The organism is Saccharibacillus alkalitolerans, assembly GCF_011090185.1.
GTDB classification, from domain to species: Bacteria; Bacillota; Bacilli; order Paenibacillales; family Paenibacillaceae; genus Saccharibacillus; species Saccharibacillus alkalitolerans.
Genome location: NZ_JAAFGS010000002.1, coordinates 39,137 through 52,783 on the forward strand (window position 1 = coordinate 39,137; position 13,647 = coordinate 52,783).

Consider the following 13,647-nt stretch of genomic DNA (forward strand, 5'->3'; position numbering starts at 1 on the left):
TTCGTTTTTTTTGCCCGGCGGCCAAAATCTTCTTCTTTTCCGGTAATCCATAGCAAAAGATTTTGCGAACGTTATAATAGAAGGGAGAATTATTGAGAGGAGCTCCTGGATGAATGAACAAGCGGAAGACCTGCAGCTGATCGGACGAATTGCCGATCGGGATGCGGGAGCACTCGAGCATTTATACGACATTTACGAACGGCCTGTTTACGCTTTCGCTTACCGGCTGCTGAACGATGCAATGGCGGCCGAAGAAGCCGTACAGGAGCTGTTCCTGCGCATTTGGAACAACGCGGAGCGTTACGACGCTTCCCACGGCAAGCTGTCGACCTGGATGTTCGCGCTGACGCGCAATATTTCGATCGATATGCTCCGGCGGAGAAGCGCCCGGGCTGCCGCCGTTCCGGTCGAAGACGAACATCTGAACGCCGTGCTGGACGAGACGGCCGATACGGAGCTCACCGTGGAGCGGACGCTGGAGGGGGAAACGGTCCGGGCCGCGCTGCATGAACTCGGCGAAGAACAACAACAGGTCATCGACCTGATCTACTACAAGGGACTGACGCAGCAGGAAGTATCCGACCGCTGCGCCATCCCGCTCGGGACGGTCAAGAGCCGGGTAAGGCTCGCACTGCGGCAGCTGCACAAGCGGCTTGCGGGAATGGAAAGGGGGGAATCGCAGGCATGAACGAACCTAATAAATCTATGGCGGGCTGGGCGGAAGCTTATGTGCTCGGCGGATTGGAAGAGGCGGAAAAAGCCGAATACGAAGCTTATCTGTGGGAAAGCGCCGACGAACGGCAGCTCGTCGCCGAGCTGCAGGACACGGCAGGCATGCTGGCTCTGGCCGTCGGTCCGGCCGCTCCCCCGGCCGGAATGAAGAAGAGAATTCTGGCGAACGTGTTGGCAGACGCGAGCGTATCGCCTCGTCAGAAGGACGCGGCAGACACGGCGGACGCAAGAACCGAACAGTCCTTGCAGAACCCGGAAGAGCTGCTCGAGCAGGCTCGGCAGACGATCGAAGCCGAAGAAGCCCGGCGGATCGCGGAAGAGCGCGGAGGCATCGGCAGGATCGGAACGCCGGAAGAGCCGGCCGCCAGCGTAACGCACGGCGGAAGCGAAGACAAATCCGCGGAATCAATCGGCGCTGCCGCGGCGGCGGCCGAGTCCCATACGGCGGAGCGGGACCGCATCCCCGCATCCGGCGAATCGGCGCTGCCGAAAAGCGGGACGGCCCCTATCGGCCGACCGTCGGCCGCGCAGGCCGAAACGACGCGCCGTGCCGCGCGGGCGCGCGGGACGCGGGGCTTATGGGCCGGTACGGCCGCGGTTATGGCCGCAGCGGCGATCATGCTGGGCATCTACTCGGGCCAGCTGCGCGGCGAGTTGAACGACATGCGATCGGACATGACCGCGATGCAGCAGCGCACGTCGGACATGGAGCGGCAGCTGGCCGCGGCGGCCCAGCCTGCCGTCGGCGCCCAGGTCGCCCGGACCGTGCCTCTCGTCGGCAGCGAAGACGATCCGAACGCCAGCGGCATGGCCGCGATGGTGAAAGACGATACCGGCATGCACCTGGTTGTCCAAGCGAACGACCTGCCGGATTTGAGCGGCAGCGAAGCTTATCAGGTGTGGCTGATCAAGGACGACCGGCCGATCAACGCGGGCACTTTCCAATCGGGCAACGGCATCGGGGCTTTGTCCTACACGATGCAGCCGGACGATTACGATATGGTGGCCATTACGCTGGAGCCGGACGCCGAAGGCGAGCAGCCGCGGGGCCGCATGGTCTTGATGGGCGCGCTGAACGGCTGAACCGAAGCGTCAACCGATAAAATACGGCCGATCCGGTTCGGCCGCAACCGCAAAGACCTTGAACTTTTCTTCCGAAAAGTTCAAGGTCTTTCTTCGTTTATTCTTTTTTAATTAATAAATAAATTCCATTATTTATAAAAATAATTATTGATTATCATTTTATATCCTGTTAGTTTCTAGTTGCGGCGCAAACAGGCCGCGGAGAGGAATAGAAGAAATGGAATTTAAGATTGAAACGCTTCAACCGGTCCGAATCGTCTATGTACGGCGCAGGGGCGTCTACGGGCCGGAAAACGCGAAGGCTATGGAGCAGTTGAAAGCGTGGGCGCGAGAACGCGGGCTGCTGACCGAAGCCGCGGTCCTGTACGGAATGCCTCTTGACCATCCTCAAGCCGTGTCTGCCGAACAATGCCGCTACGATGCCTGTATCGTCACCGGGGAGCCGATCGGAGCCGAGGAGGGCGTCTTCGAACGCCGCTTTGAAGGCGGAACCTACGCCGTGTTCCGAGTCCCACACACGGCCGAGGGCATGCAAGCCGCTTGGGCAGCCGCTTTTCCCGCACTGCAAAAAGCCGGCTGTCGTCTATCCGATCAGCCGGCTGTCGAGCGGTATGCCGGAACGCAGCTGCTGCAAGGATTTTGCGAGCTCTGCGTTCCGATCGAAGCCGACGGGGTCTGACCGGCCCGGATCAAAAGGGCAAAAAGGCGGGTTGGCCCGCTGGCAGAAGCGGAAGCGGTTCCCTGCGCTACGTACGCTTTGTCATCGGCCTTAAAACGAAAGCTTCGGCTCTTTCGCGGAGCGAACGCCCTCCCGCCCGTCAGGGCGTCGGCATGCCGCTCCCCCGCTCAGCCCTCGCCGAGCGGAAACTCGGCAATCCGTTCGTACATCGGACGCCGATGCATATGCGTCCGGTACAGCACCGCCCGGTCCGCGATCCCGGCGGATACGGCCGGAGCCGTCTCCAGCAGCGACGGCTCGAAAGGACGCCGTCCCGCCGCATACTTGCGGGCCAGCGTCGCATGCGCGCGGAAGCTACGCTTCTCCGGCGCAAAGCCGAGCGGCGCCAGCGCCGCTTCCGCCGCCGCGGCCAGGCGGCTCAGCGCCGCCGAGCCCTCGTCCGGCTCGGCGAACAGCACCCGCGGCGCTTCGGGCAGCCCGAAGGTGCCTGCGCCGTTCAAAGTCAGCGCGAACGGCGTCTCGCGCCTAAAAGCTTCGCGCAGCGCGGCCTCGATCGCCGGGATGCGATCCTTCTCCACGTCGCCCAGGAACTTGAGCGTGAAATGAACGTCGCGCGGATCCGTCCGGCGGCGGAAGCTCTCCGCTCCGTAAGCCGATTCGATCCACTCGGCGAGCACGGCCGCCGCTTGTTCTCCGACCGGTACCGCGGCGAAAATCCGCGGCCGGCTCTCTTCGTTCGGACCGGGGCTCCGCCGGTCCGTTTCGGCTTGCGGACCGGCAGTCTTCGAAGCCGGATCGGTATTCATGCGCATTCCCCTTTCTTTGACGCAGGCTTAACGGGAAGCTCGGACGGCCTGTCCCGAGAAAAGGTACTTTCCGCCGGAATGTCCGCGTTCCCGGATACCCGCGTTCACTGCGGATCCAATCCTTTTTTCTCGCCGCGCCGCTCCAGCGGTTCGCTTCTGCCTGCCTTGAGCGCCGCGTTCACTTCGCCTCCGACGATAATGATGATCGAGCTGAGATACAGCCAGGTCAGCAGAATGATCACGCCGCCGAGGCTGCCGTACGTTTTGGTGAAATTGCCGAAGTTGCTGACATAGAACGAGAAAGCGAGCGACGTGAGCAGCCAGCCGACGGTCGCGAATATCGCGCCCGGGATCGCTTCGCGCAGCCGAATTTTCCGGTTCGGCGCGATCCAGTACAGGGCGGTGAATACGGCGATCAGAACCACGAGCGGAATGCTGTACTGCAGAGTGCTCCAGATTCGCTCGAATCCGGAAGGATAATTCAGCAGCCGGTTCACCTGATCGCCGATCCAGCTCCCGAATACGAGCAGGAGCAGGCTGACGAGCAGCACGACTCCGAGAACCAGCGTGGACAGCAGCGATACGAGGCGAATCTGCCAGAATTTGCGGTCTTCTTCGACATCGTACGCTTTATTGAGTCCTTTAATGACGGCATTGATGCCGCGCGAAGCGGTCCACAGAGTCGCGATCATCCCGATCGACAGCAGCGCCTGGCTGCCCTGCGTCACTTCGCTCAAAATGCCTTCCACGCTGTTCATCGCCGCTTCCGGAACGACCTGGCGCGCCAGCTTCATCATTTCCTCGATCGACAGATCCGCGTAGCCGACCAGCGTGACGAGAAAGATCAGAAACGGGAAAAAGGACAGCAGCAGATAATAAGCGAGCTGGGCGCCGATACCGCCCACCTCGTCGTCTCGGATTTGCTTGAACAGCCGGTAGCCGAAATCAAGGGCGTACATCGCATATTTTCCGATCATGGCGTCTCCTTCAAAATTATTCGGCCGGTGTACGGGGGGAAATCTTTCGTCCTTCGCCCCCTTGCCTACTCGTATTATACCCGTTTTCCGCCTACAACTTGCGCGAACGGGGCGGCAGGAAGATTTATAAGGAAAACTTTGCTAAGATAAACGGGTAGATCTTTTCGAAGCCGAAGGAGGAGTACGAAATGCCGACGATCTTGACGCTGTACGAATTTTCCGAAGAACAAGCTGAGCAAATCCGCGACATCGCGCCGGACTACGAACTGATAAGCGCGACGACCAAAGAAGTGACCCCCGAGCAGATCCGCGAAGCGGATATTTTGGTCGGGTGGAACCGCAAAACGGAAGAAGCCGCGCTGGAAAGCGATCGGTTGAAATGGGTTCAGGCCTGGTCCGCGGGCGTCGATTATTTCCCGATGGACCGCTTCGAGGAGAAAAAAGTGCTGCTGACCAACGCCGGCGGCGTGCACGCCATTCCGATCTCCGAGCATATTTTCGCCGTCCTGCTGGCCATGACCCGCAATCTGCACGGCAACATTCGCAGCCAGGTACGCGGCAAATGGGACAAAGGCGGCACCTACGGCGAAGCGTCCGGGCAAACGATGGTCATCGTGGGCACCGGTCATATCGGGCGCGCGACGGCCAAGCTCGCCAAAGCGTTCGGCATGAAGACGATCGGCGTGCGCCATTCCGGGCGGCCCGAAGAATACATCGACGAGATGTACAAGACGGACGGCCTGGAGCAGGCTTTCGCCCAGGGCGACGTGATCGTCAATATTCTGCCGCTGACCGACGAGACGCATCACTTTTTCGATAAAGAAAGCTTCTCCCGGATGAAAAAAGGCGCCCTGTTCATCAACGTCGGCCGCGGGCCGAGCGTCGATACGGAAGCGCTGATCGAGGCGCTCGATTCCGGCATCCTGTCGGGCGCCGCGCTCGACGTCTTCGAGCAGGAACCGCTGCCGGAAGATCATCCGCTGTGGAAGCGCGAAGATCTCATTCTCACTCCGCACGTAGCCGGCAATACGGATCATTACGAAGAGCGCGCCGCGGACATTTTCATCGACAATCTGAAAGCCTTCGTCCGGGGCGAAACGCTGCCGCGCAACCTCGTGGACTATTCGCGCAAGTATTAGAACGAAACCCCCTATATTCCAGTTCCTATATTATAGTAGAAAAAAGCACGGACAGCCGGATCACGATGCGGCCGCCGTGCTTTTTTGCCGGATTCAAGCCCCTTTTCGCTGTGATTTGGACGCCGCGATTTACGATCCGCCGCCGGGCTTGGTCGCCAAGAAAGTCGTCCCGAAAATCAGGCACATCGTCAAATAACCGAGCAGGTTCATCTGTTCATTCTCCTTCGTTTGCCTTATTGTAAGAGAAGGTCCGCAGAACAGAAGGAGGCAAACAGAACAGATCCGATCTCCTCTCTCGCCGAAATCGGTTATGATGACGATATAACGAATAAACGGACAATAGCAATCGGAAGACAGGGACATTATCTATGATCCGGCAGAACCGGAAGCAGGGAGAATCGCTTATGGAACAACAGCATTCCATGTACAACAGACGTGACCGGGCGGCCAAGCCCGGCAGCGCGGTGCGCGCCGGACATACCGGCGACGCCCAGCCGCCCTTCCAGGCGCCGCTCGCCACCTCGAACGCGCTGGCGGCCGAGCTGCGCATCCGCATCGCCCGCGGAGATTGGATCGAAGGCGAGAAGCTGCCTTCGGTGCGCCGGCTGTCGGAAGAGACCGGACTGCACCGGCTCACCGTCTACAAAGCTTATAATCTGCTCAAGGACGAAGGGTTGATCGAATCGCGGGAAAAATCCGGCTATTTCCTGACCGTATCCCGCCGGCCGGTGGAATCCGGCTTCGGCAGCGTCTTCAAATTCCGTCCTGCTTCCGGCGGCGGGCAGGAGCCGGCGGAAGCAGGACCTCCTCTGCCGGCCCTGCTCGGCGAACTGCACAGCGTCGACTGTCGCTATCAATTCTCGCAGGCGCTGATCGACCCGCTGCTGCTGCCCAATTCGTATCTGGCCGAGGAAGCCAAGCGGGTGTTCGATCTGTATCCGCGCGTGCTCGGCACTTACGCTCCGCTGCAGGGAGACGAAGATCTGCTGGCCGCGCTGCGCCGCTATCTGGCCGAGACCTGCAGCTTCGTGCCGGAAGGGCAGGAGCTTCTGGTCACGAACGGCGCCCAGGAAGCGATCCATCTGGTCTGCGAAGCGCTCGTCCGTCCAGGCGACGCGGTGCTGATCGAGCAGCCCAGCTACAGCGTCGCCATCGAGATCTTTAAGCACCGCAGCGCCCGGCTCGTGCCGGTCGGCATCCACCCGGAAGGCTACGACCTCGAGGAGCTGGAAGCGCTGATGCGCCGTTACCGGCCGGTTCTGTTCTACTTGAATCCCACTTTCCATAACCCGACCGGCCGCTGCGTGCCTGCCGAGCAGCGCAAACAGCTTGCCGATCTGGCCGAAAAATACGGCTGCATCCTGGTCGAGGACGACGCGTTCCGAGATATTTATTTCGGCACGCCCCCTCCGCCGCCGATCTACGGCTATGACACGGCCGGCAATACGATCTATGTGCGCAGCTTCAGCAAGTATATTTTCCCGGGTCTTCGCATCGGCTGCATGGCGGCCCGGGCGGATATCATGCGCCGCTTGCTGACCGCCAAAGCGCGCAGCTCGGGCGGAACGCCGCTGCTGAACCAAAAAGTGTTCGTGCATCATTTCCAGTCGGAACGCTCCCGCCGCCATCTGCACAAGCTGCGCATCGCGCTGCAGCTGCGGAAGGAAGCGATGGAGACCGCGCTGGAAGGCTCCGGATGGAACTGGCACTCCCCTTCGGGCGGCCTCAGCCTGTGGGTCGAGCTGCCGGAAGGCGTCGATCCGGCGCGGCTGCTGGCCGATGCGCTGAACGGAGGACAAGGCGGCGAGACGGCATCGTTCGTACCGGGTTCGTTTTTCGATCCGTCGGGTCGTCTCGACCGGCATATCCGGCTCAGCTACTCGCTGCTCAACGAACGCCGCATCGCGGAAGGCGTGGCGCTGCTGCGCGAATATGCGCAGCGGCAGTCGGACAGGTAGCGGAAGAAAACGGCACGGCCCGTCATTAAAAAGCGTCCGGGTATTTATCCCGGACGCTTTCTTTTTGCCGCCCTGCCGAATCCGGTGCCCGAAGCAATCCGTCCGCTTGCTTGGCTGCAGACGGAACGATCTCTGTCCTTTGCCTGTCCTCAGGAAGCCGTAACCGCCGACGCTTCCGCTCCCTCTTCCCTAACCTGCGCCTGGTAGAGCGCGTAATAACGGCCTTTCGACGCCATCAGTTCGTCGTGCGTCCCGATCTCGGCCGCTCTGCCCTGCTCCATCACGATAATCCGGTCCGCGCCCTGTATCGTCGAGAGACGGTGGGCGATCACGAAGGTGGTCCGCCCTTTTTTCAGCTGATCGAGCGCCTTCTGTACCCTGCGTTCCGATTCGTTGTCGAGCGCCGAGGTCGCTTCGTCGAGCAGCAGCACGGGAGCATCCCGCAGCAGCGCCCGGGCGATCGCGATCCGCTGCCGCTGACCGCCGGACAGGCGAGCGCCGCGTTCGCCGATTTTCGTCTCGAAACCGGCCGGGAACTCCCGAATAAAGTCGTAAGCTTCCGCCATCCTGGCCGCCCATTCGATCTCCTCATTCCCCGCATCCGGACGCCCGTCCGCGATATTGTCGCGAATCGTTCCCGAGAACAAATGCGCCTCCTGCGGCACCCATGCGAAATAACTGCGCCGATGCTGCGGGTCCATCTTCTCCGCATCCTTGCCGTTCAGCAGCAGCCGGCCCGACTGAGGCGGATAGAGCCCGAGCAGCAGCTTGAACAGCGTCGTCTTGCCTCCTCCGCTCTCGCCGACCAGCGCGACCGTCTCGCCGGCCTGCGCGGTCAGATTCAGATTGCGCAGACCTTTGCCTTCCGTTTCTTCCCCGCTTCCATTTGCGTTTTCTCCGTCCGTCCCGTACGAGAAGCTCATATTCTCGATCTTCAGTTCGTCCAGCGAGACGGACGCTCCGCCGTTTTCGCGCAGTTCCTCCGTCTCGGCCGGCGCGTCGATTACTTTGAAGATCCGGTCGGCCGCGCCCATTCCCTGCTGCATGCTCGCCCACATGCCCGGGAGGACGGTAAACGGCATGACCAGATAATTCATCAGCTGGATGAAGGCCAGCATGGAGCCGACGGCAATGCTGCCGGTCTTCACGAGATAAGCTCCCACCACGATCGCGCCGACGAACATCAGATTGCCGGCGAACGAACTGCCCGCCGCGCTGCCGCCCTGGATGCGGGCGCTGCGCATTTCCCAGTCGAGGATCTCCCGGCTGCGTTTCAGGAAAGCGCCGAAGGTTCGCCGCTGCATGCCGTACGCCTTGACTACGGACGGCGCGCCGAACACATCCTGCAGATAAACGGTCGCTTCGCCGATCGCCTCCTGCTGACCGGCCGCGCTGCGCCGAATCGCTTTGCCGGTCATCGCGCCGATCAGGATCATGACCGGTCCCATCGCGAAGCACAGCAGCGCCATCGGCCAGCTGATCGTCAGCAGGTAGACGAACGCTCCGATTGCCAGCAGCGGGTTGCTGATCAATCCGAACAGCGTGGTGCCCATCGCTTCGCCCACCGCCTGGTTGTCTGTGGTCATGCGAGACAGGAATTCGCCGGAGTGATGTTTATCCGTGTATCGGGTCGGCAGTCGCAGAATATGGTGCAGCGTATCTTCGCGCAGATCTTTGCGAATCGAGGCCGAAGCTTTCGTCCGCATCACCTGATCGATGTAATCTACGATGATCTCGCCGACCAGAATCGCTCCGCCGATCGACAGCAGCGTTCCCCACGATTGTTCCGAACCGTATACCGCGGCGTTCGTGACCAGTGCCAGAAACCAAGCGATGCTCAGGCTCAAAGCGATTTTCGCCAGCGAGACGACGCTCAAGCCCGTATACAGCGCTTTGTAATTTCTTATGTAGGCGGCCATCCGTCTGAATGTTCCTTTTGCCGGGTTTCCCGGATTACCCTCGATTGAGCCATTCATTTTTTCTCCCCGCTTCCCTTGGTTTTCTTTCTCGTATCCAGTATAAGGGAATCGAGGATCTTTCGAATTGGCCGCCGGACCGGAATTCCTGTCCGTCTTCGGACCGAGTCGACAGGCGGCCTGCGACGGAGCGACGGAGCGAAGGAATGCCGGGAAACGGATTAAGCAAGGCGCGGCAGACTTCTTCGGCCGCGAAACCGCATCTTCCGTTCGCGAAGCCGTGTACGCGCGGCAATGCCAAAAAGCCCGCGGGAAGCGAAGATTTTCCTTCGCTTCCCGCGGGCTGCGCCGCCGGCATCCGGATTCATTGTTCCGATTCGATCAGACCTGCCGCTTCCGCCGTCAGACGGAAAGACTCCAGCCGGTCCCCGTAATTCATGACCGGACAGACGACCATGATTTCGTCCGCGTCGTAAGCGTCCCGAATTTCCAGCAGCCGTTCGCGCACGCGCCTTATATCGCCCACGACGAGCGACATGCGGTCGTCCTTGCCTTTCAGATCGGGACGTCCGACCGGCGATTCCGGGAACTGCGCCCGGAACTGCTCCGCCAGCGTCAAAGCGGCGCCGTCCGTCTCCGCGCAGATCGCGTGCACCGCGACCATCACGTAAGGCTTCTCTCGCGTCGGCGAAGGCGTGAACGCTTCGCGGTAGCTCTCCACGATTTCCGGCCCGTCGCCCGAACTCATGAACTGCCCGAACGCGTAATAAGCGCCGCAGGAAGCCGCCATGCCTGCGCTCTTCGTGTTTGTCCCGAGCATCCACAATTCGGGCGGCTGCGCAGGTTCCGGCCGCGCCCTTACGGACTCGCCGTCGTAGCGGTAGCTGCCGTTCATCAGTTCGCACAGCTGATGCACCTTCTCCGGCATCTCGCCCACATGCGCGAGGAAATTGCCGCTCAGCGCCATCGTCGTATGCGCGTCGCCGCCGGGCGCCCGCCCGATCCCCAGATCGATCCGGCCCGGGTACAGGGCAGACAGCAGGTTGAAGCATTCGGCGACCTTGAGCGGGCTGTAGTGCGGCAGCAGTACGGCACCGGCACCGATACGAATGCGGCTGGTGCGCGCCCCGATATGCGCCAACATAACTTCCGGCGCCGTGCATGCCAGAGACTCCATGCCGTGATGCTCGGACAGCCAGTAGCGCCCGTAGCCCCAGCTCTCGGCGCTGGCGGCAAGTTTTGCCGATTGGCTCAGCGCTTCTTCGTCCGCGGCTCCCCCGAGCCGCGGCGACATATCCAGGATTCCCAATGCCAATTTCGTCATGATGCCTCATGCCCCTTCCCTCGCGTCCGGATTGCTCCGGTCCGCCGCTCTCTCTTGCTGTCCGGCCAAATGCCGCGGCTTTCGCCGGCGCCGTTCTTCACGCTTCCCGGCGCTTTCCGCCGAAGGCTGGATGTCCCTTCGTATGCGGATTCCGCCTTCTGCTTCCTTTGACGCCGTTTCTTCCGATTTGTTGCGGGAAGCAAAGAAAGGTCAGTCGATGTCGTAGATGGAACCGACTTTAAGTCCGTACAGCTCGTTGTAGATTTTTTCCGCGAACATGTCCGTCATGCCGGCGATGTAGTCGATGACCATCCGCTCCCACGTCCACACGGGCGTCTCCTGCCGCTGGTCGCGTTCGAAGCGGTGAATCCAGTCGCCGGGAATGATCGAGATCGCCGTTTTCGGATCGACGAACGCGTCCCACAGCCGCCGGATAATCCACTCGCTGCGTTTTTGCAGGCGCTGCACGCGCAGGTCGCGAATCATGGTAACCCAGGCGAAGCTTTTCAGCACGCTTACCGTCCGCAGCATATCGTCGTTTTCCGCGCCGTCTTTGACGAACGTCACTTTTTTCCAGCTGCCGTCGTCGATTACGCCGAGACTGCTGACGAAATGGTTGACCCAATAGGCTTTCACTTCGCGGCGGGTACGGGAAAAGTCACGGTCGCATACCGGCCATTTCGCGTTCCAGACCCGCAGGTAGTCGTCCAGCACCGAGCTGACCTTCAGACTGATCGCTTCGCGCCCCATTCCCTGCCATACCCGATCTTCGAGCGTTTGAATTTTTTCGATGATCAGCCGGTGGGTGCTCTCGTCGTGCATGAAATGCTCGTGCACTTCGATCTTGCCCGCCTTGATGCCGTCCTCCAGATCGTGCGCGGAATAGGCGATGTCGTCGCACAAGTCCATCAGCTGCGCTTCGAGCGTCGTCCGGCGTTCGGGAATGCGCCATTCCTTGCGGATCTCCGAGATGTAATTCCATTCGCTGCGGTACATCCCTTTTTTATTTTCAAGCCCGGAGAACGGATATTTGTTGATGCCGAGCAGCACCGCGTCCGACAGATTCAGCCCGTCGAGATTTTCCCGTTTCTCCAAAAACATCATTAACCGAAAATTGTGCGCGTTCCCCTCGAAATGTTCGTAGCGGTAGCGCATTTCGCTGCGTTTCTCGCGCTTCTGCTCGGCATTTTCCTTCTTGCCCCGGAGCGCCTTGCGCGTGCGTTCCTCGATCAGCTTCTCCAAAATGTCGGCCAGCACTTCTTCGCCCTTGTGCCCGAACGGCGGATGGCCGAAATCGTGCGCGATCGACGCGCATTCCACCACTTCCGGATCGAGCACAAGTCCCGGATTGTCCGCGCGTTCCAGCGTAATCTCCGGATATTGAAACACGAGGTTTTTCGCCGCCTGCCGCGCGATCTGCGCCACTTCGAGCGAATGCGTCAGCCGCGTGCGATAATAGTCGCCCGTCCCCGCGCCGAATACCTGCGACTTGCCCTGCAGCCGGCGGAACGTCGGGGAATGGATCAGCCTCGAATAGTCCCGTTCGAACGAGGACCGCGAAGCTTCGTGCTTGTCTTCGGCATGCTGCCGGTGTTCTCTTTTGTCCGTCAAACTCATATCGGTCCAGCCTCGCCCTCTCTGTCTGATCAATCGATTAGAGTCGATTATACCCGTTTTCCCATGCGCGTAAAAGAGAGTCGGGTCGTCCGCTTTCCATTATACCAGAGTGTGCGGGTTTGAAACCCGGAACGCGTGTACGGCCGGCGCAAAAAAGACGAAAAGAGAAGAACGAAAGACCGCTCGGCCGGATGTCAGGACGCTTGCTCGAGAAAGACTTTACGCACGGAAGGAAGAAGCGTCGCGATCAAAATCGCCAGAGCGAGCCCCGTATAGACCAGATGCACCGCGGAAACCGAGTTCATCATGTAAGTCTGAACCGAAATCCAGATCAGCTGTCCGAATCCGACGTAAAGCATTCAGCTTAACGGATAGGGCGGCTCCGGCGCGCGGACAAGCCTCACATCTCATACCTCATTCTGCACGGGCAAACCGGCCGCGAGGCGCAGACGATCGGCGCGTTCGTGAGCGGCGTCGGCCGCTTGGGCGTCTCCTTCCTCTTTGGCCCGGTACCAGGCCGGCGACAGCCAGCGGAAAATGAGCTCCTGCACGTTGGACTTGTGCAGCTTGACGGCCGCCGGGAGCCTGCCGCCCGCCTCGTCGATACCCGCGGCGGAACGCAAATTGACGGCAAGGCGGTGGAAGTGATCCGCTTCCGGCTGCCGGTTCGCCGCGCGCGCCGCCGCCCAGGCGGGACGCACGTATTCGGCGATCAGCGCCAGCGCCATGTCCGCGGGCAGCGGGACGAAATCGGTCGACGGAGCCTCAGACTGCGGCGGCTTCGGGTCGGTAACGGGCGAAGAGCCGGGATTCGGCGCGGGAGATGCGCCGCCGATACTCCCCAGCTCCGCCGTCACGTCGGCGATCAGGTCTTTGAGCGTGCGGCCGCCGAATTTGAGCGCGTTGTCGCAGTCGATTTTTCGCGCCGGATCGAGCTGCTTGTGGCTGGGGATAAATAGGCGAGGATCCTTGTTCCACTTTTTGCAGCAGAATGCCAGGTACCAGACGAACCGCTTGTACGCTTCTTCGAAGTCGATGCCGCCGCCGTAGCACAGCTCCACCCCGAGCGCGGCGTCGTTGGCGTTATAACCGAACCTTTCGTTGTCTGTCGTGACGTTGTAGATGACATGCCATGCCTTTTCCGCCGGATCGGGGCCTGTGCCCGCGGGAATAATCTCCAGAATCTTGACGTCGTCGATAAACGTATGCGCCGAAGCGGAACGATCCGCCAGGCTGTTGAAATAACGGTAGTGGTTCTCCGCGCCCGCACCGGGATTGCCGGTATCGTGCGCGACAAAAAAAGCCGGCGCTCCGGTGGTAAGCCGGAGGCCGGGACGCGTGTTCGAACGCTTGGCGATGTAGCGGCGTTCGATGGGATATTTTTGCGGGTTCAAGGTAGGGTTCCTCCTTCGATTT

Annotated in this window: 12 protein-coding genes; 5 read left to right on the plus strand and 7 right to left on the minus strand. The window is 60.7% G+C overall.

Translation table 11 applies throughout. The features are described from left to right. Positions 1-109: 109 nt before the first annotated feature. The 3 genes from GYN08_RS05865 to GYN08_RS05875 all read left to right on the plus strand — a co-directional run bounded on the left by GYN08_RS05865 (position 110) and on the right by GYN08_RS05875 (position 2,494). Positions 110-688 (plus strand): RNA polymerase sigma factor, encoded by a 579-nt coding sequence (locus GYN08_RS05865; RefSeq protein ID WP_166273173.1) that lies wholly within the window; start codon positions 110-112, stop codon positions 686-688. Further along, complete coding sequence (locus GYN08_RS05870; RefSeq protein ID WP_166273174.1) at positions 685-1,815, plus strand: anti-sigma factor; 1,131 nt, start codon at positions 685-687, stop codon at positions 1,813-1,815. The genes GYN08_RS05865 and GYN08_RS05870 overlap by 4 nt, the downstream gene beginning before the upstream one ends. Positions 1,816-2,032: 217 nt before the next feature. Further along, on the plus strand, positions 2,033-2,494 hold the full coding sequence (locus GYN08_RS05875) for an AraC family transcriptional regulator (RefSeq protein ID WP_166273175.1): 462 nt from the start codon (positions 2,033-2,035) through the stop codon (positions 2,492-2,494). 167 nt (positions 2,495-2,661) lie between these two features. Here GYN08_RS05875 and thpR read toward each other — a convergent pair whose 3' ends face one another. Together thpR and GYN08_RS05885 are read right to left on the minus strand one after the other, a co-directional pair. After that, positions 2,662-3,300, minus strand: a complete 639-nt coding sequence (gene thpR, locus GYN08_RS05880) for an RNA 2',3'-cyclic phosphodiesterase (protein ID WP_166273176.1) — start codon at positions 3,298-3,300, stop codon at positions 2,662-2,664. Between the two features lie 104 nt (positions 3,301-3,404). After that, a complete protein-coding gene (locus tag GYN08_RS05885) occupies positions 3,405-4,277 on the minus strand; it encodes a YihY/virulence factor BrkB family protein (RefSeq protein ID WP_166273177.1) in 873 nt (290 codons plus the stop codon). A 188-nt stretch (positions 4,278-4,465) separates the two neighbouring features. On the opposite strand from GYN08_RS05885, the gene GYN08_RS05890 reads away from it, so the two are divergent. Both GYN08_RS05890 and GYN08_RS05895 read left to right on the plus strand, forming a co-directional pair. Beyond that, a complete protein-coding gene (locus GYN08_RS05890) occupies positions 4,466-5,416 on the plus strand; it encodes a D-2-hydroxyacid dehydrogenase (RefSeq protein WP_166273178.1) in 951 nt (316 codons plus the stop codon). 404 nt (positions 5,417-5,820) lie between these two features. Then, positions 5,821-7,374 (plus strand): aminotransferase-like domain-containing protein, encoded by a 1,554-nt coding sequence (locus GYN08_RS05895; protein WP_166273179.1) that lies wholly within the window; start codon positions 5,821-5,823, stop codon positions 7,372-7,374. Positions 7,375-7,523: 149 nt separating this feature from the next. On the opposite strand, the gene GYN08_RS05900 is transcribed toward GYN08_RS05895, so the two are convergent. The 5 genes from GYN08_RS05900 to GYN08_RS05920 form a co-directional block, all read right to left on the minus strand. Next, complete coding sequence (locus GYN08_RS05900) at positions 7,524-9,293, minus strand: ABC transporter ATP-binding protein (protein WP_166273180.1); 1,770 nt, start codon at positions 9,291-9,293, stop codon at positions 7,524-7,526. 361 nt (positions 9,294-9,654) lie between these two features. Further along, the gene (locus tag GYN08_RS05905; protein ID WP_166273181.1) at positions 9,655-10,614 is read right to left on the minus strand and encodes an MsnO8 family LLM class oxidoreductase; all 960 of its coding nucleotides are present in this window, start codon (positions 10,612-10,614) and stop codon (positions 9,655-9,657) included. A gap of 210 nt (positions 10,615-10,824) precedes the next feature. After that, positions 10,825-12,231 (minus strand): deoxyguanosinetriphosphate triphosphohydrolase family protein, encoded by a 1,407-nt coding sequence (locus GYN08_RS05910; RefSeq protein ID WP_166273182.1) that lies wholly within the window; start codon positions 12,229-12,231, stop codon positions 10,825-10,827. A gap of 194 nt (positions 12,232-12,425) precedes the next feature. Beyond that, a complete protein-coding gene (locus tag GYN08_RS05915) occupies positions 12,426-12,590 on the minus strand; it encodes a hypothetical protein (protein ID WP_166273183.1) in 165 nt (54 codons plus the stop codon). A gap of 48 nt (positions 12,591-12,638) precedes the next feature. Then, positions 12,639-13,625 (minus strand): peptidoglycan recognition protein family protein, encoded by a 987-nt coding sequence (locus GYN08_RS05920; protein ID WP_166273184.1) that lies wholly within the window; start codon positions 13,623-13,625, stop codon positions 12,639-12,641. Between the last annotated feature and the right edge of the window lie 22 nt (positions 13,626-13,647).